This window comes from Brevundimonas sp. (assembly GCF_029945885.1).
In the GTDB taxonomy this organism is placed as follows: Bacteria; Pseudomonadota; Alphaproteobacteria; order Caulobacterales; family Caulobacteraceae; genus Brevundimonas.
Genome location: NZ_JAQSDK010000002.1, coordinates 246186 through 269455 on the forward strand (window position 1 = coordinate 246186; position 23270 = coordinate 269455).

The 23270-nt window shown below is 68.3% G+C and carries 24 protein-coding genes and 1 tRNA gene; 17 read left to right on the forward strand and 8 right to left on the reverse strand.

Translation table 11 applies throughout. The features are described 5' to 3' along the window. The first annotated feature begins 7 nt into the window (after window positions 1-7). From trbL to PSV00_RS01665, 8 genes are all read left to right on the forward strand, one after another. Window positions 8-1426, forward strand: coding sequence for a P-type conjugative transfer protein TrbL (trbL, locus tag PSV00_RS01630; RefSeq protein ID WP_300444007.1), 1419 nt, complete (start codon window positions 8-10; stop codon window positions 1424-1426). 1 nt (window position 1427) lies between these two features. Then, window positions 1428-2111: a conjugal transfer protein TrbF gene (gene trbF, locus PSV00_RS01635; protein ID WP_298748064.1), complete on the forward strand. Its 684-nt coding sequence runs from the start codon at window positions 1428-1430 to the stop codon at window positions 2109-2111. Next, on the forward strand, window positions 2090-3160 hold the full coding sequence (trbG, locus tag PSV00_RS01640; RefSeq protein WP_300444009.1) for a P-type conjugative transfer protein TrbG: 1071 nt from the start codon (window positions 2090-2092) through the stop codon (window positions 3158-3160). The genes trbF and trbG overlap by 22 nt, the downstream gene beginning before the upstream one ends. Next, on the forward strand, window positions 3157-4320 hold the full coding sequence (locus PSV00_RS01645; RefSeq protein ID WP_300444011.1) for a TrbI/VirB10 family protein: 1164 nt from the start codon (window positions 3157-3159) through the stop codon (window positions 4318-4320). The genes trbG and PSV00_RS01645 overlap by 4 nt, the downstream gene beginning before the upstream one ends. Further along, window positions 4317-4829: a S26 family signal peptidase gene (locus PSV00_RS01650; protein WP_300444013.1), complete on the forward strand. Its 513-nt coding sequence runs from the start codon at window positions 4317-4319 to the stop codon at window positions 4827-4829. Before PSV00_RS01645 ends, PSV00_RS01650 begins: the two co-directional genes overlap by 4 nt. Further along, entirely contained in the window at window positions 4823-5434 is a 612-nt protein-coding gene (locus tag PSV00_RS01655; RefSeq protein WP_300444015.1) for a lytic transglycosylase domain-containing protein, read from the forward strand. The genes PSV00_RS01650 and PSV00_RS01655 overlap by 7 nt, the downstream gene beginning before the upstream one ends. Then, entirely contained in the window at window positions 5431-5712 is a 282-nt protein-coding gene (locus PSV00_RS01660; protein WP_298748079.1) for a hypothetical protein, read from the forward strand. Before PSV00_RS01655 ends, PSV00_RS01660 begins: the two co-directional genes overlap by 4 nt. 189 nt (window positions 5713-5901) lie before the next feature. After that, window positions 5902-6327 carry an AlpA family transcriptional regulator gene (locus PSV00_RS01665; RefSeq protein WP_300444019.1) on the forward strand — a complete coding sequence of 142 codons (426 nt, stop codon included), beginning with the start codon at window positions 5902-5904 and terminating at the stop codon, window positions 6325-6327. A gap of 58 nt (window positions 6328-6385) precedes the next feature. Here PSV00_RS01665 and PSV00_RS01670 read toward each other — a convergent pair whose 3' ends face one another. The 6 genes from PSV00_RS01670 to PSV00_RS01695 form a co-directional block, all read right to left on the reverse strand. Next, the gene (locus PSV00_RS01670; RefSeq protein ID WP_300444021.1) at window positions 6386-7879 is read right to left on the reverse strand and encodes a Fic family protein; all 1494 of its coding nucleotides are present in this window, start codon (window positions 7877-7879) and stop codon (window positions 6386-6388) included. A 244-nt stretch (window positions 7880-8123) separates the two neighbouring features. Beyond that, window positions 8124-8336 carry a hypothetical protein gene (locus tag PSV00_RS01675; protein WP_300444023.1) on the reverse strand — a complete coding sequence of 71 codons (213 nt, stop codon included), beginning with the start codon at window positions 8334-8336 and terminating at the stop codon, window positions 8124-8126. Window positions 8337-8886: 550 nt separating this feature from the next. Then, a complete protein-coding gene (locus PSV00_RS01680) occupies window positions 8887-9888 on the reverse strand; it encodes an endonuclease/exonuclease/phosphatase family protein (protein WP_300444025.1) in 1002 nt (333 codons plus the stop codon). 15 nt (window positions 9889-9903) lie between these two features. Then, entirely contained in the window at window positions 9904-10131 is a 228-nt protein-coding gene (locus tag PSV00_RS01685; protein ID WP_298748091.1) for a hypothetical protein, read from the reverse strand. 272 nt (window positions 10132-10403) lie between these two features. Further along, window positions 10404-10478: transfer RNA gene (locus tag PSV00_RS01690), tRNA-Val, on the reverse strand. A 67-nt stretch (window positions 10479-10545) separates the two neighbouring features. Beyond that, on the reverse strand, window positions 10546-11259 hold the full coding sequence (locus PSV00_RS01695) for an HAD-IA family hydrolase (RefSeq protein ID WP_300444027.1): 714 nt from the start codon (window positions 11257-11259) through the stop codon (window positions 10546-10548). A gap of 55 nt (window positions 11260-11314) precedes the next feature. On the opposite strand from PSV00_RS01695, the gene glmU reads away from it, so the two are divergent. Both glmU and rpiA read left to right on the forward strand, forming a co-directional pair. Further along, window positions 11315-12691: a bifunctional UDP-N-acetylglucosamine diphosphorylase/glucosamine-1-phosphate N-acetyltransferase GlmU gene (gene glmU / locus PSV00_RS01700; RefSeq protein WP_300444288.1), complete on the forward strand. Its 1377-nt coding sequence runs from the start codon at window positions 11315-11317 to the stop codon at window positions 12689-12691. Further along, on the forward strand, window positions 12688-13374 hold the full coding sequence (gene rpiA, locus PSV00_RS01705) for a ribose-5-phosphate isomerase RpiA (protein WP_300444029.1): 687 nt from the start codon (window positions 12688-12690) through the stop codon (window positions 13372-13374). Before glmU ends, rpiA begins: the two co-directional genes overlap by 4 nt. 13 nt (window positions 13375-13387) lie before the next feature. On the opposite strand, the gene PSV00_RS01710 is transcribed toward rpiA, so the two are convergent. Continuing rightward, window positions 13388-14344 (reverse strand): hypothetical protein, encoded by a 957-nt coding sequence (locus PSV00_RS01710; RefSeq protein WP_300444030.1) that lies wholly within the window; start codon window positions 14342-14344, stop codon window positions 13388-13390. Window positions 14345-14604: 260 nt separating this feature from the next. Here PSV00_RS01710 and gor point away from each other — a divergent pair, with 260 nt between their 5' ends. The 7 genes from gor to PSV00_RS01745 all read left to right on the forward strand — a co-directional run bounded on the left by gor (window position 14605) and on the right by PSV00_RS01745 (window position 21775). Beyond that, a complete protein-coding gene (gor, locus tag PSV00_RS01715) occupies window positions 14605-16002 on the forward strand; it encodes a glutathione-disulfide reductase (protein ID WP_300444031.1) in 1398 nt (465 codons plus the stop codon). 705 nt (window positions 16003-16707) lie between these two features. Further along, a complete protein-coding gene (locus tag PSV00_RS01720) occupies window positions 16708-18078 on the forward strand; it encodes a class II 3-deoxy-7-phosphoheptulonate synthase (RefSeq protein WP_300444033.1) in 1371 nt (456 codons plus the stop codon). Between the two features lie 2 nt (window positions 18079-18080). Then, entirely contained in the window at window positions 18081-18662 is a 582-nt protein-coding gene (locus PSV00_RS01725) for a prephenate dehydratase domain-containing protein (protein ID WP_300444035.1), read from the forward strand. 236 nt (window positions 18663-18898) lie between these two features. Continuing rightward, complete coding sequence (locus PSV00_RS01730; RefSeq protein ID WP_300444037.1) at window positions 18899-19669, forward strand: chorismate mutase; 771 nt, start codon at window positions 18899-18901, stop codon at window positions 19667-19669. Between the two features lie 101 nt (window positions 19670-19770). After that, the gene (locus PSV00_RS01735) at window positions 19771-20406 is read left to right on the forward strand and encodes an SPOR domain-containing protein (protein ID WP_300444040.1); all 636 of its coding nucleotides are present in this window, start codon (window positions 19771-19773) and stop codon (window positions 20404-20406) included. Between the two features lie 117 nt (window positions 20407-20523). Further along, the gene (locus tag PSV00_RS01740; RefSeq protein ID WP_300444043.1) at window positions 20524-21351 is read left to right on the forward strand and encodes a division plane positioning ATPase MipZ; all 828 of its coding nucleotides are present in this window, start codon (window positions 20524-20526) and stop codon (window positions 21349-21351) included. A gap of 4 nt (window positions 21352-21355) precedes the next feature. Then, window positions 21356-21775 carry a molecular chaperone DnaJ gene (locus PSV00_RS01745; protein WP_300444045.1) on the forward strand — a complete coding sequence of 140 codons (420 nt, stop codon included), beginning with the start codon at window positions 21356-21358 and terminating at the stop codon, window positions 21773-21775. Window positions 21776-21780: 5 nt separating this feature from the next. On the opposite strand, the gene PSV00_RS01750 is transcribed toward PSV00_RS01745, so the two are convergent. After that, window positions 21781-23166 carry a D-alanyl-D-alanine carboxypeptidase family protein gene (locus PSV00_RS01750; protein WP_300444046.1) on the reverse strand — a complete coding sequence of 462 codons (1386 nt, stop codon included), beginning with the start codon at window positions 23164-23166 and terminating at the stop codon, window positions 21781-21783. Window positions 23167-23270: the final 104 nt, after the last annotated feature.

The following is a 23270-nucleotide window of genomic DNA, read 5'->3' on the forward strand; positions in this document are numbered from 1 at the left end:
TCTGGCGATGACGGTCGGAGTTGAAACGCCCAATGAGCTGATGGTGGTGTTCTCCAACACCATCTCGGCCGGGTTCGACGCCCTCCAGGGGTCGGTCAACGGGGTGTTCGGCCTGCTGATCGTGCTCGTCGTCGCCCTGACCGGCATTCAGTGGGCGCTGTCCCCGAACCGGGAGGTCCTGGCCTCCGGCTTCGGCAAGGTGTTGCTGATCGGCACCTTCGCCTGGCTGATCAACGACTGGCAGCAGCTGTCCGAGACCGTCTACGCCGGCTTTCTGGAGCTGGGGCTGACGGCCGGTGGCGGCTCGCTGAGCCGCGAGGAATTCCTCAATCCCGGGGCCATCCTGGCCCAGGGCTGGGAGATCGTGAAGGCGCTCGGCGAGACGCCGGCACCCGTCGACAATCCCCTGGATATCGTCGGCAACATGGCCGACGCCCTGATCCTGGGCCTGGCCATGATCGGCATCATGCTGGCCTTCGCCGTGCTGGCCCTGCAGATCATCGTCTCCCTGCTGGAGTTCAAGATCGTCACCTTGGGCGGCTTCGTGCTCCTGCCCTTCGGGATCTGGAACAAGTCCGCCTTCCTGGCCGAGCGGCCGCTGGGCTATGTCGTCTCGTCCGGGCTGAAGGTGTTGGCTTTGGCCATCGTGGTCTCGGGCGCGCGGGCGATCTTCGACCAGCTCCAGCCCTCGGCCAATCCCGACATCTACGAGGCCCTGACCATACTGGTCGCGGCCATCCTGCTGGCCATGCTGGCCCTGTTCATCCCCAACCTGGCTTCGGCCCTGGTGACGGGCGGCCCGGCGCTGGGCGCGGGTGCGGCCTTGACCGGCGCCCTGGCTGTCGGCGGAGCGGGAGCCCTGGCAGGCGCGGGGATCGCCGGCGCCGGCGCCATGGCGGCCGGCGGCGCGGCTCGTCTGGCCGGGCCGGCGCGCGCGGCGGCGGGCGCGAGTTCGGGACGACCGCCCCTGCCGCCGAACCCGCCGGGCCCCTCATCGACCGGGACGCCTTCGAACGACAATCCACCGCCGTCCGGGCCACGCCGTCCCTCGGGCGGAGCCATGACCCCGCCTCCGCCGTCAGGCGCGAGCGGCGTCAATGAGCCTGCCGCGGCCTGGCGGCCGCACGGCGCAGCGGCCGACGGCGGGGCGGGTGAACCGGCGGCGGAGGCGACCCCGTGGTCCGGCGCGGAGGGATCATCCAGCGGCGGCGGTCGCTCGCCCGGAGCGATCGCGGCGGAGGCCCGGACCGCCCGGGCGGACTTTCATCGGGCCGCGTCACGACCGGCCACTGCCGCTGGATCAAATCTGCGGGGACGGTCCGCGGCCCTGCAGGCCTTCTTTGTCGCCAACGCCGGGCGCGGGTTGCTCCCGTCCGGCGAAACCAGCGGCGTCCTGTCGCCCAATCTGAAGACCGAGGAGTCCTGAGATGCACCCATTCTTCCGGCCCAGGCGGGCCCTGGCCTCCGCGCCTGAGCAAACCCCTTACCAGAGGGCCGGCCAGGTCTGGGACGACCGCATGGGCCTGTCTCTGGCCCACGCCCGCAACTGGCGCCGTATCGCCCTGGCCAATCTGGTGCTGGCCGGCTTCCTCGGCGCAGGCTGGTGGGTGCAGGCGGACCGGGCCGTGGTGAAGCCCTTCGTGGTCGAGGTCTCCGACTGGGGCGAGACCCAGCGCATCACCGCCATCGGCGGGCGCTATGAGCCCAATGAGGCCCAGATCGGTCATGCCCTCGCGGGATGGGTCCGCGACGTCCGTTCCAAGTCGATCGATCCCATCGTCATCCGCCAGAACTGGCTGCGGGCCTATGACCTGATGACGCCGAAGGCGGCAGCCTTCCTGAACGCCTGGGCCCAGGCTCACGACCCGTTCGCCGAGGTCGGGCGCGAGGCGGTCAATGTCGAGATTCTGAACGTGGTGCGCCGCACGGATCGCACGTTCGACCTGCAATGGCGCGAAACCCGCTTCGTCAATGGCCAGTCGGCGGGGACCGAGCGCTGGCGAGCCCTGATCACCACGACCGTCCAGCCGCCCCGCACGGAGGCCGAGCTGATGAAGAACCCCCTTGGACTGAAAATCGAGGATGTATCATGGACCCCCGACGCCTCTTGATCCTGACCGCTCTGGGCCTGTCGCTGTCAGGCTGCGCGGTTTTCCGCCACGACCCGGCACCCGCGGTGCCCTGGTCGGCCCAATTGGCCGCCACTGTTCCAATAGAGGTGTCGACGTCGACGTCGACATCGACCGACGGCGCCGAACCGGCCGCCGCAGGCGTCGAGGGTCCTCATGCGCTCTCGCCGACGGAACAGTCCTACGAGGCGGCGCCGGCTCGCGCGACGACCGTCACGTCGTCGGTGCCGCTGCGGGCCGGGGACACACCGACCGCGGACGCGCCGGCCGGCGCAACCGGGCGGCGGGCCATCGCCGCGGCCAATGCGACGGCGCGGGCCCCGTCGCGGGAGGACGCCTTCGTCGGCGGGGTCCAGGTCTTCACCTGGTCGCCGGGCCGGGTCTTCGAGGTCTGGACCGCCCCGCTTCGGGTCACCACCCTGACCCTGGCCCCGGGCGAGACCCTGGTGGCCAAGGCGGCGGGCGACACCGTGCGCTGGCAGATCGGCGAGGCGGTGTCCGGCGAAGGCGCGGGTCAGCGGACCCATGTGCTCCTCAAACCTCTTGAGCGAGGTCTGGAAACCAACCTCATCCTGACAACGAACAGGCGGGTGTATCTCATTGATCTGAAAAGCGGCGGGGTCGACGCCTTCAACGCCGCCGTGGCCTGGGACGCGGACTCGATCCTGGCCGTTGGCGCGCCGGTGGACGCCGGTGCGGCTGCGCCCGTCCGCGAGTCCGTTGTGATGCCGCAGGGCGAGCTCGACGCCCGCTACCGGATCGAGTCCCGGGGCCGGCGTCCGCGCTGGACCCCGACCTCGGTGTTCAATGACGGCCGGCGGACCTTCATCACCTTCGATGCGGACCTGCAGGTCGATGAGGCGCCGGTCCTGTTCGTCATCGCCCCGGACGGGGAGGCCCAGATGGTCAACTATCGGCAGGTCGGCGGCCTGTACGTCGTCGACCGGGTGTTCGACCGGGCCGAACTGCGTCTGGGCGACCGGCGGCCCCAGGTCGTCCGTATCCGTCGCCTTGCAGGAGCCCGTTCATGACCGACGTCGATCCCCTTCAGTCCGCCCCGGGGTCTCTCCCGCCCAAGGAGCCCGCGCCGGGCCTGACCGCCCGGGCGGCGCCGCCTCATGCCGTGCGCCTGCGTAAATCCGTGGTCCAGGTTCTGGTCATCGGCGGCGCCGTCCTGGTCTCGGGCTCCCTGGCCTGGGCCTTCGTGGTCCAGCCGGAGCTGCGCGACAGCGCCCGGGCGCGGCAGGCCGAAGCGCGCGAGGAGCAGACGCGCGGTGTCGTCCGGCCCACCGAGGCGGTCACCGACCAGCCGGCCAGTTATGATCGTCTGCCTGATCCGCGCATCGCGGACAGACAGACTGAACCGGCCGGGGCGAACGAGCCGACTGTGCGGACCGCAGGGTCCTATCAGCCCGCCTATCGGCCGGCGGCGGCCGCGCGCGATCAGGGACCGAGCCCGCGTGAACAGGCGGCCCGCTCCGGCCTGTTTTTCGCAGACACGGGAGCTTCGCCCGCGGGCTCAAGGGCGGGCCCGCAAGTGTCCGGCGCGGGTCGATCGCCCGTCGTCAGTCCGGATCATGACGCGATGTACAATGGCCATGTGCTGGTGGCGCCGCTGTCGCCGTTCGAGCTGAAGGCCGGCGCGATCGTTCCCGCAGCGCTTCTGACGGCCGTGGACACCTCGCGCGCGGGCCCCGTGATCGCGACCGTCACCCAGAATGTCTATGACTCCGTGAGCGGTCGCCATCTGCTGTTGCCGCAGGGCACGCGGCTGATCGGGTCGTCGGAGGGACGGAGCGCCTATGGCGACCGCCGGGCCTTCCTCACCTGGGAACGGCTGATCCTGCCCAATGGCAAGAGTCTGATCCTGACCAGTGAGCCGGGCGTGGACGCGCAGGGCGCGGTCGGCGTCCGCGGCCAGGTGGATCGCCGGCTGTGGCCCTTGCTGGTGGGGACGCTGTTCGCCGGTGCCATCACCACCCTGGGACAGATCGCCCGGGATGACGACGGCGGTGGATCCGGAGGCCTGTTGGGCGACGCCGGGGACGCGGCGGCGATCGAGGGGTCCCAGGTCGGCGGGCGACTGGTGGACCGCGAACTGGAGGTCCGGCCTTCGATCCGGCTCCGGGCAGGGGCACTCGTCCGGGTCATGATCACCCGGGACCTGATCCTGGAGCCCTATCGGCCATGACCGCCTCCCGGACCAACAGCAAGCACTGGATCGCGCCGGGGTTGGCGTTGGTCGCCCTGACCGGTTTGGCTCTGGTTGCGGATCACAGACCGGCGCCGGTGCTGATCAATGAAAGCGCCAGCCTGCCGCGGGGCGTCTACGTTCGCCTGCCGGGAGCCGCTCCCGGGCACGGCGCGGTCGTCGCCGTCCCGCAACCGTCAGCCGTCCGCGCCTATCTGGAGCGGCTCGGCATGCCCGACGACCTGCTGCTGATCAAACGGGTCGCCGCCGTCGGCGGCGACACCGTCTGCCGGCGGGACGACCAGCTGGTCACGCCTGGGCGCACACTGGTCGTCCAGGACCGGGACCGGGGCGGCGTCGCCCTGCCGACATGGCGCGGGTGCCGCCGGCTCGGCGAGGAAGAACTGTTCCTGCTCGGCGACACGCCGTCGAGCTTCGACAGCCGCTATTTTGGTCCGGTCGCTCGCTCGCGGGTGACCGGCGTCTATCGGGAGATGCTGACATGGTGAGAAGGCTCTGGATCGCGACAGCCGCCCTGGCGATCACTGCGCCGGCTTCGGCTACGGCCCAGCAGGTGGACTGGGCCGGGGCCGGAGGAAGTCTGTTCGGGACGCCGGCGGTCGAGCCCGCCGTCACGGACGCCCTGGACAGTCTGGAGGTTCCCCGGCTGGCGGTTCTGGACCAACCCTTTCGCGACGCCATCGAGGCCGCCGCCCTGGCGCACGGACTGGACCCCAAGCTGCTTCACGCCCTGGTCATCACGGAAAGTGGCTACAGGGTGGATGCGCGCTCCCCCGTCGGGGCGGGCGGCCTGACCCAGCTGATGCCGGACACAGCCCGGGAGCTGGGCGTGGTCGACCGGTTCGACCCCGTCGAAAACCTCAGGGGAGGGGCCGACTATCTGGCGCGACAGATCCTGCGCTTCGGCGATCTGAGGCTGGCGCTGGCGGCGTACAACGCCGGCCCGGCGCGCGTGGCGAGACTGGGTCGGGTTCCGGACATAGCCGAGACCCAGGCCTATGTTGCGACTGTGGTGGATTGTTATCTGGCGCTGACGGCGGGCCAGGGCGTCGTCAATGCCCGGCAGTGCCGTCCCCGCGGAGCCGGGCAATGACCGGGGAGGCGGAGGATGGGGTGGAGATCGCTCCGGCGATCGACGAGCCGCTGCTGACGCGGGCGGAGGCCTCGATCTTCCTGGGCTCGTTCGGGATTCGACTGAAACCGGCCACCCTGGCGCGGCTGTGGTCCACGGGCGGGAATGGTCCCCCGTGCCGTCACATCCGGTCCAGGCCCTTCTATCCGCAAGACCTGTTGCGGGACTGGGCGCGGTCGCAGATTTCGGACATCCGCACCGCCGCGCCGCCCGCGGCGAGGGGGCGCCGTCGTGGCTGACCGGTTGAGCCGGGATGCCGCGACGGCCCCGACGATCGCGGCTCTGTTGGCGGACCCTGCCGCCAGTTTCACGGTCAAGGCGGTGGCCCGGCGATGGGCGAGGCGCGATTGCGTCGATGCCGCGGTCGACGCTCGAACGCTTTGCACCGTCTTCGAAGCGGTTGCTGACCAGATGTTTGGAGGCGTGTCATGACGTTCGAACCCGAAGGCGAACCAATCGAGACGGGCGGGCCGGAGGACCGGCTGTTGCCGTGGGATCGGGTCCGGGATGTCACCGGCCTCAGCCGGTCGACCGCATGGCGCCTGCAGCAGGTCGGGGATTTTCCCGAACCCGTGCGGATTTCCCCCAACCGGGTGGGCTGGTGGGAAAGCGAGCTGACGGCGTGGAAGGCGACCCGGACGGTCCGGGGCCTGCCGCATCCCAAGCCGTTGGCCCGACCCCGGGAGCCGAAGTTGATCCAGACCCCGCGTTCGCCGCGTCGCAAGCCCGAGAAGCCGGCGGTCGTGGCGACGGGCGGGGTCTCGCCGGAGCCTGCTGGGCCGGCCGCGCCGGCGTCGGCGCCCCGGCGACGCAAGCGACCGGCCTGCGCCGACCAGATCGATTTCGGGTTCTAGCGTGGCACGGCCAGGTGCGATGCCACGGAGCCAGGCCGGGTAGGTCGACAATCCCCGTCTAGAAGGTCTGGGGCAGGCGTAGTCTTATGCCGCGTTCGTCGGCCTCGGCCGGGTCCATGAAGGCGTTGCAGCTGTCCAGGACGTCCTGCGTGGCGCTGATTTCGGTCCAGGGAACTGCCGCCACCCATTTCTGAGCAAAATCCAGGCTGCGGATCAGGGTGTTTGGATTGTCGCTGTTTGAAAGCACCTTCAGTCCTGTCAGGTAGTTGCTGCGGAAGATGGTCGGAATGATGATGCGCTCTTCGTCGGCGGCGACGAGTTCGGCGTTCATCATGATCCGGCCGATCCGGCCGTTGCCGTCCGTGAAGGGGTGAACCTCCGACACCAGGAACATCATGTAGACGGCCCGGGCGAAGGGTGTTTCCAGACTGTGATAGAGTTCAAGCCCGCGGGTCAGTGTGCCTTCGACGTGAGCGGGGTCCACGAATGTGGTCTGTCCCGCCCGATTGGCCTCCTGCTTGAAGGCTCCCGGATTCTTGTCCGGCCGGCCGGCCATAAGCGCGGCATGCCGACGTTTGAGAATATCGAAGAACTCGGGAGCGTCGCGCGGCGTCCTGGCCATTTCGACAGGATCTGAAACCAGCCTCCAGGTGCCGAGGATGTCGTGAGCGTCGGAAGGACGGTCACGGGGGATGACGTTGCGAAACACGATGTCGGCGGCTTCGCTGACCTCGAACTCCGTGCCTTCGATGAAGTTGGAAAAATAGGCCTCAAAAAAGGACAGGCTTGACCGTCCTTCCGCCGGACGTTCGGCGGCGGGGCGGATGACGGGCGCCGTTGCTCTCAGTTCCCGATGCAGAAGTTCGAAACGCGCGAGCCGTTCAGGATCGAAGGGAAAGCCGGAACGGCGCGCCTGGGCTCCGTCCGTGACCAGGGGCTCATCGCGCGTGCCGAGAAGGGCTCCAATCAGTCTTTCCAGGGTTTCGCACTCCACGTCGCGCCCGATCATGGGCGCGATCCGGCGCGCCTCGTCCCTGAGCCTGTCGGCCGCTTCATCGCCCCCGCGACGAATGAGGGTGTCGAGATGGGTTTCGATCTCACTGCGCGTCAGGGTGCGCGGTACGTCTCCACCGCGCCGACGGGAGGGGGCCATGTTGTCGAGATAGGCCCTCGCGGTCGAGGAGAGGAAGAGATTGCCGACGAACGGAAGGTCGGTGGGCTGAGGGGGCGCCCCTCGGCGGGTCCGGATCGTCACGCCCGGCAATTCGATGTCGCGCTTGCGATCGGAAACGACGAAGACCGAGCCGTCGGCCGCCGGCTTGTTCTCGATCGCGGTTCGGTCGGCGATCAGCGCGCCGGGGATATAGGCGCCGACAAGGGTCCATAGATGCCGCCCGACAATTTGCTCGGGCGGGTCCACGAGATTGCGGGTATACAGCTTGGACCCGATCTGCCGGAGCTCGCCCTGGCTGACCGCGCGCGACACCGCGGTCGCCGTCTCACTGGTGGAGACGAAGATTTCCGGAAAGTCTTGCACGGGGGACTTGGGCATTAAGCGGCTCCTCCATCCCTGTTTAGCAAGAAAATGGGACTTAGGCGCGCAATTATGAAAGCTTTCGGGGTTTAAGGGCTGCGTCTAGGCGAGGACAGGGCCGAGGGTTCCCGGAGGTCCATGCCACTGAGCGTGCTACTGACTCGGCCGACGGCCATCAGCTGGCTTTACCCCGAGCAGCAGGAGAGCTTCGAGCCATCCACGTCGAAGGTTTGTGCCGCGAGCTTCAGGCCTTCGACCTTGGTCAGGTAAGGGAAGATCGTCGCCCCCACCTCGGCGCCGTCACGCCGTATTTGATCGCCAGCACCATCGTCTGAAGCGCGTCCTCGCCTTCGGGAGCCATGATCTGCCCGCCGAGGAGACTGTCCGTAGCGTTGTCCGCGACCAGTTTGATGAGCCCGCGCGTGTCGCGCGCCGCCAGTGCCCGGGGCACCTGATCGAGCGGGAGCAGGGACACCTTGATATCTAGCCCCTACGTCCTTGCCACCGTTTTCCGGCTCACTAGGAGAGCTTGACGGACATAGGGGCTGGTTAGGAGACCGCTACGGACATTTTTATCCCGGCCGGCTCCTTGCGAGATCACCTTCAGACAGTTTCACGCAAGCTCACCGGTCCGCGCTCCCATGGCGGAACCGGTCCTCCATTTTCGTAAGTCACCCGAATTCCGCCCACCTATGAGCGAGGCCCGCTCGGAGGAAACAGTGGGCGCGGTCATCACGATCTTGGCGCGCGCTTATGCCCTCTGCGAGAGTCCGCGCCAACGGCAGGCGGGGGATAAATGGCAGAGACCGATCGTCTGCCGGACGCTCGCGACGCGGTCTAGATTGACCCCATGGCGCTGCAGGTCGCCAGCCCGGTCAGGACCATGACGACCAGCAGCGCGCCGATCAACACCGTTTCCTTGAGGTCGGGTCCACGAGCCCATTCCTCGCGGGGCTTTCCATCATTGCGCGACCACGCCGTTCGCAACCGGGACCACCCTCGCTGCAAGGGACCCGGATCGAGCATCAGCGAAGGCTCAGGGTGGCCGAAATCGCGCAATGATCGCTCAGAGCCTGGCCACCGAACGTCCGTTCCTCAAAGCTTCTCAGGTTGGCGGTTGCCCGCCGATCAAGGACGATGAAGTCGATAAAGTCCCGGTAGCGAGGATTGCATCCTGCGGACTCGTCGCCCGACGCAAGGGCGAGGTCCGAGTTCGGCGGAGATGAATCGTCCCATTCGGCCCAGACGGCGTCATTGGCCATGCCCATGCGCCGGTTGAAATCCCCCAGCACTGCGAAACGCACCCCCTCCACGGCTCTGTCATCGATCCAGCGTTCCATGGCCGGAACCTGCTCGAACAGGACCGGACAGGCGTCGTTCCGGTCTCCGGACGAACACCCCGACTTCAGATGCACCGAAAGCACCCGGATAGGCGCACCGCCCCGGGGCCGAACCATAAGGTCGACGCCTGAGCGAAGGTCGGGATTGCTCACCTGAATGTTGGTGACGTCGGGATGTCGTTCGAATGCCAGACCGTTGCGAACCGCGAACCCGGTGCGCTGGGCATTGATCGTCAGCCCGTCGCGTCCTCGACACGCTCCGCCGCGATCCGTGCCGATCCGGTCCTCGATCACCACAGTATAGATCGCAGGGTTGAACACCCGTTCCGCGGCGGCTTTTGTCTCGACCTCCTGAATGGCAATGACGTCGGCGCCGAGGTCGTCCACATAGGCCCGCATCGCCGCATAATCGGCGTCGGTGCGAGGGCGGCATCCGGAGTTATTCCGCTCCGCGAGATGCTCCATATTCCAACTGGCCAGCTTGATGACCGGACCGGAATGGGGGCTGTTGCTCGAGCCGGTCGCCGTGCAGGCGGCGGCGAACAGCCCCAGGGCGACGAAGATGGTTGCGGGCTTCATGCGGCGAATAGAGCAGAAGGCGTCGGCGATGCCTATCGCCCGCCACAGACATGACCTCGACACCGGTTCGGGTGATGCTGAAGGCCCCGCCCGGGGGGCGGCGCGCAAGTGCGTGGCGTTCCCTTACGAGATGACGCCGTCCGCGTCGGAGACGCCGGCGAGGTCGTTGAAGCGAGCGCGCGCCGTGGCTTCGTCATAGAGAATTTCGCTCTGACGAGGCGGTGCGACGACATAGTACATCGTCACGGGAGCCAGTTCCTGGCGCTCGCGGCGCCACAGGGCGAACCCCTCGCGGCCTTCCAGGCGCGTCCAGGCTCCAGCATCGTTGGGGTGGTCCGGAATGGATGCCATCGGGTTTCCTTAAAATGAGCGATCGCGACGGATCCGGAGAGGTCGGGCCTGCCCCGATGAAACGCCCTGCAAAAAGCTGGCGCGGCGGTGAGGTCGAATCAGGCCGCAAACAGGCCCGCATCAACGCATTTCAGGGGATGTTGTCACGTCCCGCGCAAGGATCTTACGCATCGACTGCCCCACTACTGCCCCACAAACGCGAATATTCACGAAAAACCCTCCGTGGACGGAGAGAGTGGGTCTGGTAAGTTGCTGCTTTTAAATGGTAAAAGTGGTGGATGCGACAGGGATTGAACCTGTGACCCCCTCGGTGTGAACGAGGTGCTCTCCCGCTGAGCTACGCATCCATCAATCGGGCCCCGTCAGGACGGGGGAGGCGGCGACATAGCCCGGGCGTCCCGTGCTGGCAAGATGTCAGATGGCCTGACGCCCGCGCGCATCGCCGATCAGGCCGTTGATTGCCGCCTCGACCTGGTCGAAATGGTCGACCAGCACATCCCCGCCCAGATCCTTCGCCGGGATGGGGGTGTAGCCGAAGCTGACGACCACACTGGGCACGCCGGCGCTCCTGGCCGCCTGCACATCCGGCGCGCCGTCGCCGATCATGATGGTGCGGGCCGGGTCGCCGCCCGACATCTGTACCGCCTCGCGGATATGGGCTCCGTCGGGCTTGCGCGCCGAGACCAGGTCGGGGCCACAGATGACGGCGAAATGCCGGGTCATGTCCAGCGCCGCGATCAGGGCCACGGACAGGTCGGTGCGTTTGTTGGTGGCCACGCACAGGATCGCGCCGCGCGCCGCCAGCCGCTCCAGCGTCGCAATCACCCCGTCATAGGGCCGGCTGAACTCGGCGATGTTCTGGATATAGTCGGCGAGGAATTCCTCGAGCAGGGTCTGGGCCTCGGCCTCATCCCACGGCGCGCCCGCCTCCAGAAAGCCGTGCCGCAGCAGGGCCAGCGCCCCGTGGCCGACCAGGTGCTGGGCCGCCGCGACCGGCATCAGCGGGATGTCGCGCGCCGCCAGCATCCGGTTCAGGGTGCCGATCAGGTCCGGCGCGGTCTCGACCAGGGTGCCGTCCAGATCGAAGGCCACGGTCCAGCCCTCGAGGTCGCGTGCCGGATCGTTCATGCCGCCGTCTCCCGTTTGTCCGCCCGATGGGCTAGACCCCGGGGACGACTAAGGACTGGACCGATTCATGACCAGAGCACACCGGCCCCGGGCCGCCATCATCCTCGCCGCCGGCCAGGGCACGCGCATGAAGTCGCCCCTGCCCAAGGTGCTGCACCCGGTCGGCGGCCGCGCCATGCTGGACCACGCCATTGACGCGGCCGAGGCCCTGGGCTGCGAGCGGATCGTGGTGGTGGTCGGCGACCATTCCCCGTCGGTCCGTGCCCATGTGGTCAAACGGCTGGGTGAGGCGGCCATCGCCGTCCAGGACCCGCCGATCGGCACCGGCCATGCGGTGCGGGCGGCCGAGGCGGCGCTGGCCGGGTTCGAGGGCGATGTCGTCGTCACCTATGGCGACGTGCCCCTGCTGACCGCCGCCGACATCGAGCCGGTGTTCGGTGGCCCCGATGCGGGAGAGGACGGAATCACCGTGATTGGCTTCGAGGCCCGCGATCCCGGGGCCTATGGCCGGCTTGTCATGAAGGGTGACACCCTGGCCGCGATCACCGAGGCCAAGGAGGCCTCGGCCGAGGTCCTGGCCCTGACCCTGTGCAATTCCGGCGTGATGGCCGCCCCCGCCGCCCTGCTGTTTGAGCTGCTGGCCGAGGTCAGGAACGACAATGCCAAGGGGGAATACTATCTGACCGACGTCGTCGAACTGGCCCGCCGGCGTGGTGCCGCGACCCGGGTGGTCCATGCGCCCGAGGACGCGGTCATGGGCGTCAATGCCCAGGCCGAACTGGCCGTGGCCGAGGCCCTGTTCCAGACCGTCCAGCGCGAGACCTTCCTCGCCGCCGGGGTGACGATGAGCGCGCCGGACACCGTGCATTTCTCGTACGACACCCAGATCGGCGGCGGCACGACGATCGAGCCCTATGTGGTGTTCGGCCCCGGGGCGAAGATCGCGGGCGGGGCCCGCATCCGCGCCTTCAGCCACATCGAGGGGGCCACCGTTGCCGCCGGGGCCGAGGTCGGCCCCTATGCCCGGCTGCGCCCCGGCGCGGATCTCGGTGAGAACGCCAAGGTCGGCAATTTCGTCGAAGTGAAGAACGTCAAGATGGGGGCCGGGGCCAAGGCCAACCACCTGGCCTATCTCGGCGACGGCGAGGTCGGGGCCGGGGCCAATATCGGGGCCGGGACCATCTTCTGTAACTATGACGGCTTCTTCAAACACCGCACCACGGTGGGCGAGGGGGCCTTCATCGGCTCCAACAGCGCCCTGGTGGCCCCGGTCACCATCGGGGCCGGTGCCATGGTCGGCTCGGGCTCGGTCATCACGAAGAACGTCGACGCCGGCGACCTGGCCCTGGGGCGCGGCGAACAGACGGCCAAGCCGGGCTGGGCCCGGCGGTTCATGGACTCCATGCGAGCCAAGAAGGCGGCGAAACAATGAGTGCTGACGACCAGAAACGCCGCGCCGGCGAAGCCGCCGCCGCCCATGTCGAACCCGGCATGGTCGTCGGCCTCGGCACCGGCTCCACCGCCGCCTGGTTCGTCAAGGCGCTGGCGGCCCGCAACCTGACCGGTCTGCGCTGCGTGCCGACGTCCGAGGCCACCGCCGATCTGGCGCGTGAGCTGGGCCTGACCCTGTCGACGCTGGAGGACACACCGCGTCTGGACCTGACCGTCGACGGCGCCGACGAGGTCGGACCCGGCCTGGCCCTGATCAAGGGCGGCGGCGCGGCCCTGCTGCGCGAGAAACTGGTGTGGGAGGCCTCGAACCGCTGCCTCGTCATCGCCGACGCGGCCAAGGTGGTGAAGACCCTGGGCAGGTTCGCCCTGCCGATCGAGGTCGTCGCCTTCGGCCACAAGACCACGGCCAACCGCATCGCCGACGTCCTCGCCGACCACGACATCGCCATGCCGGCCCGGCTGCGTCAGGCCGAGCGCGGCGTGGTCCGCACCGACGGCGGCAATGTCATCTATGACGCCGCCTGCGGGGTGATCCACGACCCGGCCCGTCTGGCCTCGGACCTGAAGCTGATCACCGGCGTGGTCGAACACGGCCTGTTCCTCGACCTCGCCGACCTGGCCCTCATCGGCCGCGACGACGGGGTGGAGACCCTGACGCCCTGACCGGATGGCGGGGTCAGTCCGGAGCGGTGGCGTCTTCGCGCGCCTGAACGCGGCGGATCGAGTCCGACAGCTCAGGCAGGCCCGAGCCGATGTTGCGCGTGCGGTTGGCCCGGTACAGGCCCTGGAGATAGGTCTGGTCCCACTCGGTCAGGCCGTCCGCCGAGGCCGGATTTTCGAACACATTCAGCACGGACTGAAAGGCATGCGTGTCCGCGTCGGGGTCGATCTGCGCCAGGGTGACCATGGCCAGATAGTCCGCCAGTTGCTGGACGGTGACGCCGCGCACCTGTTCCAGGTCCACGATGATCACTGTGCGGATCAGGCTGTCGACGATCGGGCTGCTCAGACGCGTGCTGGTGGGGAGTCGGACCTTTGGTCCGAAATCCGCCCCCCCGGTGCAGGACCCGCCACACTCTCCCGGAAGTCTGATGGCGGCCGCGCCGGTCTGACTGTCGATCGGCATGCTGATCTGCCACCAGCGCACCGGCCGGTCCGAACTGGCGAAGGCGTTCAGCGCAGCGCGGCCCTGGTCCATGCCCGAACCGCCCATGATGAGGACGTTCAGCCGTTCGTTCACCAGTTCCTCGGCCACACGGTCCGGAGCGTCCGAGGCGATGACGATGACATTGGCTTCGCAGCCGGGTTCGCCCGGGGTCAGGCCGATCTCCAGGGCCACGGTCGACATCCGGTCGACGATATACTGGGCGGCGGCACCGCGCAGGTTGGCGACCCCGATGCAGACATCCTTCTCCCAGCGGGCGATGCCCCGGTTCCGGTTGGGGGCCGCGACCTCATTCACAAACTCGCGGACCATGGCCCCCTGCGGGCGCGCGATAATTTCGACGTCCCCGATGGTTACCGCCGGGGCGTCTTCGGGCACCTGCCGGGTGACATCGCTCGCAGGACTGGAGGCGGGTACGGACTGGGGGAGGGAGGACCCGAGCAGGGCGGCAACAACGAACGCGAGCATTTTCGGGGACCTCAGGGTTGTCGGGGATGCTAATCACCTGCCTCCCCGGGGCGTCAATGAGTATCTGCCGGGTGGCCGGGCCACGGCAAGGGTGCGATCAACGCCGACAGCCGGGTCGAGACGCCGGTGCCGTGATCCGGTCCGGACATCGTGTCCCCGCCTTGCTCCCACGGCCCTCGCTCCCTAAGTCCCGCACGTCCCCGGACGTCCGGTCCGGACTCAGTGGACTCAGTGGACTCTAATTTTTGACCGGATCCCCGATGACCACCTACGACTACGACCTCTTCGTCATCGGTGCCGGTTCGGGCGGGGTCCGCGCCGCCCGGCTGACGGCCCTGGGCGGCAAGAAGGTGGCCATCGCGGAAGAGCATCGCGTCGGCGGCACCTGCGTCATCCGCGGCTGCGTGCCCAAGAAATTCATGGTCATGGCCTCCGAGGTCAGCCACGCGCTGGAGATCGCCGAGGGCTATGGCTGGACCATCGACAAGGCCACGTTCGACTGGCCGAAATTCCTGGAGTCCAAGGATGTCGAGATCGCCCGGCTGTCGGGCATCTATGTTGCCAACCTCGGCAAGGCCGGGGTCGACCTGGTCCACGGCCGCGCCGTGCTGAAAGACGCCCATACGGTGGCCATCCTCGGCAAGGGCGACGGTGGCGGCGACCGCATCATCACCGCCGAACGCATCCTGGTCGCCCCCGGTGGCCGGCCGTGGAAGCCCGACACCATTCCGGGCATCGAACACGCCATCACCTCGGAAGAGGCCTTCCACCTGCCCGAGCTGCCGAAACGCATCCTGATCGCCGGCGGCGGCTATATCGCGGTCGAGTTCGCCGGCATCTTCGCCGGCCTCGGGGTCGAGACGACCCTGATCTATCGCGGGCCCAACATATTGCGCGGCTTCGACGATGACGTGCGCTCTCACCTCGCGGGCGAGATCGAGAAACGCGGCATCAAGGTCATCCTCGGCTGCCAGCATTCGGCGATCGAAAAGACCGGAACCGGCCTGCTGAACAAGCTCGAGAACGGCCACGAGATCGAGACCGATGTGGTGATGTTCGCCACGGGCCGGGTGCCGCACGTCAAGGGTCTGGGGCTGGAGACCGCCGGCGTCGAACTGACCGACGGCGGCGCGATCAGGGTCGATGAATTCTCCAAGACCACGGCCGACAACATCTGGGCCGTCGGCGACGTCACCGACCGCATCAACCTGACCCCGGTGGCCATTCGCGAGGCGGTGGCCTTCCACCAGACCGTCTATGGCGACAATCCGCAAAGCTTCGACCATGAGGGCGTCGCCAGCGCCGTGTTCAGCCAGCCCCCGGTCGGGGTGGTGGGTCTGACCGAGCATGACGCCCGCCAGGCCCTCGGCGAGGTCGATGTCTATCTGTCGCGCTTCCGGCCGATGAAATACGCCTTCACCGGCTCGGACGAGCGGGTGCTGATGAAGCTGGTGGTCGAGGCGAAGAGCCAGAAGGTCGTCGGCGTTCACATCGTCGGCCCCGAGGCCCCCGAGATGATCCAGCTGGCCGCCATCGCCGTGAAGGCCGGCCTGACCAAGGCCCAGTGGGACGCCACCTGCGCCGTCCACCCGACCATGGCCGAGGAACTGGTGACGATGAAGGACAAACAGACGCCGGGCAGTATGGCGGTGGGGTAGGGGGAAACTCTCCGGTCATCCCGCGCCCCAACTGTCGTCATTCTGCGGCAAGCCGCTTGCGGCGCAGACCGGAGAACCCAGCGGCGCGCGGAGCGCGATCTGTTCAGGCACGATTGGTGCGGCACTTTCGCCCTCGCTACGCTCGCGCGCCGCTGGGTCCTCCGGTCCCGCCCCCGCTGACGCGGGCGCTCGCCGGAGGATGACGACAGCGGTAGGATGCGAGGTGTTTGCCAACAACCCCCCTATCGGCGCTGCCCAAAACCACGCCCCATCAACACCTTACCGCTCACCGCCCCCCAGTCTTCCCGCCCGGGTCCCAACCTGCCCCACACTCCCCCCGTCCCGTCGCAAGGAAGGGCCGCCTGGCCTGCGACCCGGTGTGCGGCGGGAGTGGTGAAGCGGGGTCAGGGATGCGGGGGATACGCATCCGGTCCGGGGACCGTGTCGCAAGAACGGCCCGCCCGTCAGGGGCGCTGCGGTAAGGCGATAAGACCGCCACCCGACGCAAGCTCCTGAAAACTCGCCACGCGGAGCGTCAGCCTTCGTCGAAACGGTATTTTTCAGAGTTCAACCGGGCGAAGGCCCGGCGCTCCGCCGCCCTTCCATCACCGTCGCCACATCGGCGCGGCGATCGGTCACGACTCAATTCGTCTCCGGGCCAACGGCTTTATTGTCCCGCAACCCTCTCGCGCCTATCTTGAGCCCATGACCACACGCTGGACCCCCGAGAGCTGGAGAACAAAGCCCGTCGTGCAGATGCCGACGGACTATCCGGACATGGCCGCCCTTCACCGGGTGGAGGACGAGCTTCGGGCGATGCCGCCGCTGGTCTTCGCCGGGGAGGCGCGCCGCCTGACGTCGAAACTGGCCCAGGTCGAGGCCGGCGAGGCCTTCCTGCTGCAGGGCGGTGACTGCGCCGAGAGCTTCAAGGAATTCTCGACCGACAACATCCGCGACACCTTCCGCCTGATCCTGCAGATGGCGGTGGTCCTGACCTTCGCCGGGCGCAAGCCGGTGGTGAAGGTCGGTCGCATCGCCGGCCAGTTCGCCAAGCCGCGCTCGTCGGGCGTGGAACAGATCGGCGACGTCGAACTGCCCAGCTATCGCGGCGACATCATCAACGGCATGGGCTTCACCCCGGAAGAGCGGATCCCCGACCCGCAGCGGTTGATGAAGGCCTACAACCAGTCGGCCTCGACCCTGAACCTGCTGCGCGCCTTCGCCGGCGGCGGCTATGCCGACCTGTACAACATCCATCGCTGGACCCTGGGCTTTGCCGACAACGGGGCCGGGGACAAATACCGCGAACTGGCCGAGAAGATCACCGAGGCCCTGGCCTTCATGGAGGCCGTCGGCGTCACGCCCGAAAGCCATCCGGACCTGAGCCGGGTCGAGGTCTTCACCAGCCACGAATCCCTGCTGCTCAATGTCGAGAGCGCCCTGACCCGTCTGGACGGCGGTTCCGGCGAATGGTTCGATACCTCGGCCCATATGCTGTGGATCGGCGAACGCACCCGTCAGCTGGACGGGGCCCATGTCGAATTCATGCGCGGCATCAAGAATCCGATCGGCGTCAAATGCGGGCCGACGATGGAGGCCGACGATCTTCTGGCCCTGATCGACGTGCTCAATCCCGACAATATCCCGGGCCGCCTGACCCTGATCGGCCGTTTCGGCCACGACAAGGTCGGCCTGCGCCTGCCGGGCCTGATGCGGGCGGTAAAGGCTGCCGGCAAGCGGGTGGTCTGGTCGATCGATCCGATGCACGGCAATACGCTGAAGGCCGCCAACGGCTTCAAGACCCGGCCGTTTGATCGCATCCTCGGCGAGGTTCGCACCTTCATCGATGTGGCCGAGTCCGAGGGGGTCCATCCCGGCGGCGTCCATCTGGAGATGACCGGCCAGAACGTCACCGAATGTCTGGGCGGGGCCCAGGCCGTGACCGAGGACGAACTGTCCAGCCGCTACCACACCCATTGCGACCCGCGTCTGAACGCCGACCAGGCGCTGGAGCTGGCCTTCCTGGTGGCCGAACGGCTGAAGTCCGGGCGTCAGTCCCGCTCGGCGGCCGCCTGACCATGGCCGGCGACGGCCTTGCCGGAACCGGTACCGTTCCGGGCCGGGTCGCCTATCAGGGCGCGCCGGGAGCCTTCAGCCATGAAGCCTGTCTCGATCTGCGCCCGTGGGACGAGGCCGTGGCCTTCGACACCTTCGCCCAGGCCCTGGATGCGGTCCGGTCGGGCGACTGTGGCTGTGCCCTGATCCCGGTCGAGAATTCCATCATCGGCGTGGTCGAGCCCGCTGCCACCCTGGTCGCCGAGGCCGATATGGATGTGGTGGCCGAGGTCTGGCGGCCGATCCGGCTGGCCCTGATGGCGGTGCCCGGGGCCCGGCTGTCGGATATTCGCACGGTTGAAAGCCATCCGATCGCCCTGCGCCAGTGCACCGGGACCCTGGCGAGCCTGGGCCTGCGCGCGGTCGAGGGATTCGACACCGCCGGCTCGGCCCGGACCGTGGCCGAGGCCGGCGACCCCACCCGCGCCGCAGCCGCCCCTGCCCGGGCGGCTGAAGTCTACGGACTGTCGATTTTGCGCAACGATCTGCAGGATAGCGAAGATAATCGCACGCGTTTTGTCCTGTTGAGCCTCCAGACCGGTTGACGGCGCACGGATCTTGCGCGCTTGATGGGCGCATGGCCCCCTCGCACGACATCGCTGCGACCTTTCTCGACCGCGTTCTCGCGGCCGACGGCCTGTATTTTGGCTTTTATGGCTTTCGATACGCCGGCTGAGGCGTCGGGCTCCTTGCAGTCCTGACCTCCTCGCCGGCGACCGTCCCTGAAGGGGCGGCGGTTCCACTCGCAACCTGTCGAATCCGTCCGTTTGAAAGTCTCCCAGTGCCCCAGTCCACACTTCAGAAACCCCGCCCGGCCGCCCCGTCGGCCACACCGATCTCGCCCGAGCAGATGGCGCTGGCCGCCCTGCGTCACGAAATCGATCATCTCGACGACGATATCCTGGCCCTGTTCGAACGCCGCCTGGCCCTGGCCTCCCGCGTCGGCGCGGCCAAGGACGCCCCGACCGGCCCGCACACCAAATTGCGCCCCGACCGCGAACAGGCGGTGATGGCCCGCATGCTGGAAGCTGCCCGGCCCGAAAGCCGCGAGGCCGTCGCCGGCCTGTGGCGCGAGATCGTCGGCTGGGGTCTGGCCCGTCAGGGTCGCCTCCAGGTCCAGGTCTGGTCGCCCAGCGAGCCGGCCCGGGCCTTCGACGGGGCCCGGCTGCGTTTCGGCCGTGCCGCCGACCTGCGCATGGTGCGTGAGCCCGAGGCCGCCCTGGCCTTCGCCGCCTCCGGGGGCGGGGTCGCCGTCCTGGCCATCAATAACGACAACCCCTGGTGGGTCGGCCTGCGTCGGGAATGGGCCGAACTCAGCGTGTTCGACGGCTTCGGCAGCCCGCTGACCCCCACCGCCCTGGCCGTGGGCAAGGTCGATCCGACCGCCCTGCCGGCCGGGCGTCGCGTGGTCGTCAGCGTCGGTGGGGATGCCGGCGACGGCGGCGGAGCCCGCCGCTGGGGCCTGCATACCCACCACGGCTGGAGCCTGTCCCTGACCGAGGCCCTGCTGACGCCGGGCGATGCCGAGGGCTGCGTCGGTGCGATCGGCTGATGCGCGGTGCGGCAAGCCCCGTCCATGGTTACCGCATTAACCTTCGGCCTTAAGTCTGTTCGTGAACCGGGTTTCAAATTCCGCCGTGCAAGGGTCGCGGCATGATCCCTGTGCCCCTGTTCCGTTGCGCCCTGGCCGCCGTCCTCGTGTCGGGGCTTAGTGCCTGTGGTGCCGTCGAAAGCGATCCCCATCGCTTCGAGAACCTGGCCAATCGTATCGCCGCCATTCCATTGGACGGAGCGCGGACCCCGAAGACCGTGGCCTCGGCCCGGGACCTGGGCCTGAGGCCGGCCCAGCCGGCATCCCTGCGGGTCGAGGTCATGGATCCGCATGATCTGTGGGACGCCCGGGACGGCGGTCTCGACGGCCTCGTTGATCGGGCCGCCCCCGTCGTCGCCCGCGCCATGGTGCAACAGGTCTCGACCCGGGTTGCCGCCACCGCCGCCGAGGCCGGCCTGCGTCCGGCCCTGAAGCCCGCGCCGGCCGCCCGTCCGGTGCGCACCAGCCTGATCCAGCTGGGAGCCTATTCCAGTGAGGAGTCGGCCCGCATGGCCTGGGCCCGTCTGACCGCCAAGGCCGATTCCGGTGTCCTGTCCGGCCTGGCCCCGGTGTTCGAAGGGGTCAATATCGACGGCCGTCGTCTGGTCCGGCTCAAGGTCGCCGCGCCCGCCGGTGCCGCCGCCGCCGTTTGCGCCGCTGCGCGGATCGACGATCCCTGGTGTCGCCGCAACACCTGAGGGCGGCAATCCACAAGCGGTGCTTAACCTTTCGTTGACGCCGACCCCGCCCGCCGCGACTCTGGCCCTGAACCGCCTCATATTGAGTCGGCGATCACAATCGGGATCGTGAACGCAATGGCTGACCCTCAGGTCATCGTCGTCGGCAATGAAAAGGGCGGGGCGGGCAAGTCCACCCTGGCCATCCATATCGCTACGGGTCTGCTGCACGCCGGGCGGCGGGTCGCGATCATCGATCTGGACCTGCGCCAGCGCTCGATGGCGCGCTTTTTCAGCAACCGGGCGGCGTGGATGGCCGCCAATGGTCAGGTTCTGCCGATGCCGATCGAGCCGGACATGGGCGACGGCAAATTGCTGGCCCGGGCCACCGAGGACGAACAGATAGCCTGTTTCGACCGCGCTTTCGCCGAGGCCCGGGCCCTGGCCGACGTGATCCTGATCGACACCCCCGGCGGCGATACCGCCCTGTCGCGTGCGGCCCATGCCCGTGCCGACCAGATCGTCACGCCGATGAATGACAGTTTCGTCGATTTCGACCTGCTGGGTCAGGTCGATCCGGTGACGCTCGAACTGCAGAAGCCGTCGATCTATTCCGAGAGCGTCTGGGAGGCGCGCAAACAGCGCGCCGTCGAGCGCGGCGGCTCGATCGACTGGATCGTTGTCACCAACCGTCTCGCCGTGGCCGAGGCCCGCAACCGTCGCCGCCTGTCCGACAAGCTGCAGAAACTGGCCAAACGGGTCGGCTTTCGCATGGGGCCGGGCCTGCGAGACCGGGTCATCTATCGCGAGTTGTTCCCGTTCGGCCTGACCGTGGCCGACCTGTCCGCCGAGATCCGGCCCGTGTCCGTGTCCCTGGCCCATATCGCGGCGCGTCAGGAGATGCGCAATCTGATGAAGGCCCTAGGCCTGGACCAGGTGGTCGCCGCGCTGGACGCGGCGGCGTGATGCCATGGGCCTGATCTGGCTGGTGCTGGCGGCCATTGCCGTCTGGGCGCTGGCACGACTGGGCCGACAGACCGAAGGGCCGCGGCGCGGTCACTGGCGTGTCGCGGCGACCCTGCTGAGTGCGGTTCTGCTGGCCGGTGGCGCGCTGGCCGCCTCGCACGGGGCCTGGCTGGCTGCAGCAGGGCTGCTCGGCTCCGGCCTGTGGCTGGTCCTGAGTTCGCGCATCCGGGCCGTGGCGCGGCGCACTGAAGCCATGAGCGATACGGAGGCTCGATCGGTTCTGGGAGTCGGCACCGACGCCACCCCCGAACAGATCCAGGCCGCCTGGCGCCGTCTGATGGCCCGCGCCCACCCTGATCAGGGCGGGACCGAAGGGCTGGCGTCGCGCCTGAATGCGGCGCGGGACCGGCTGCGGAAGCGCTGAGCCGCCTATTCCGGCCGCACCACCATACAGGTGACCCGACGTTCGGCCAGGGCTGCACAGGCCGCCTGGGCACCGTCCTCGGTCAGACCGGTGAAGCGCGAGCGATACCAGCCCGCGGCCGTCTGCACCGACCGTTCAGCGGTGGCGAACTGGCTTCGGAAGCGGCGATTGACCTCGACCAGCCAGTCGCGGGCCACCGTCTCGTCCCGGAAGGCCCCGACCTGGACCGCCCAGCGACCGGCAGGCGGTGCCGCCGGCGTGGCGCGGGGCGGGGTGGATGTCGTCGTGCGACGCGACGGCCGCGCGCCATTGAGGGTGGCGGTCAGATCGGGAGCCGGTGCCAGTTCAGCCTGGACCACCGGCGCGGCCATGCGCGCGGCCAGGACCGGCGGCGGTGCCAGGGCAGCCGTATAGGCCACGGCGGTGGCTCCATCCTCGTCGCCGTCATCGTCAGTGGAGGCATAGACGACGGGGGCCGTGGAGTTGTCCGTGCTGACGCCGAAGCCGCGCTGTTCGAAGAAGGCCTGGGCGACCTGGATCGGCTGGCCACAGCCGCGCAGCCGCTCCAGTTCGAAGCCGGTGTCCATCAGTTCGGCGACGTGGGCGTTGCGCGACGCTGTGGAACGGCCGCCCAGGACGATGGTGATCAGCCGTTTGCCGTCGCGCACGGCGGACGCCGCCAGATTGTAGCCCGAGGCGTTGGTATAGCCGGTCTTCATCCCGTCATAGCCCTGACCGGTCGCCAGCAGCCCGTTGGTGTTGCGGTACTGGCGGCCCTGGTAGCTCCAGTCGTGGAAGCCGAAATAGCGGTAGTATTGCGGATAGTCGCGCATCACCGCCCGGGCCAGGATCGACAGATCGCGGGCCGAGGTCAGCTGCCGGCTGTCCGGCAGGCCGTTGGCGTTGACGTAGCGGGTCTGGGTCATGCCGAGTTCTTCGGCCTTCAGGGTCATCAGCGCGGTAAACCGGGCCTCCGAGCCGCCGATATGTTCGGCGATGGCCACAGCCATGTCATTGGCGGAGCGGACGGCCGTGGCATGCATGGCGTCGTCAAGGGTGATGGTCTGGCCCGCCGCGAGGCCCAGTTTCGACGGGGGCTGGGAGGCGGCGCGCGGCGAGACGGTGATAATGTCGTCCAGCTTGGCCCGTCCCTCGGACAGCGCCTCGAAGGCCATGTAGAGGGTCATCATCTTGGTGACGGAGGCCGGATAGCGACGGTTGTCCGCATAGCGGGCGAACAGGACCTCGCCCGTGGCCGCATCGACGACGATGGCGGCATAGCGGGCGTTTTCGGTCGACTGCGCGACCGGCGGTGCACCGGTCACCGGGGACAGCGTCAGGACGGAGATGCCCAGTACGGCAATCAGGGTACGGCGGAAAACTGCGATCATCGGCAAGCGATGCCTCATTACTATGGCGTGGTCGCGACCGCCGGACGCGCCGCTGACAGAAGGCTAACATGAGGCCTTCGAGGTTTCATGGCGGTTAACAAGGC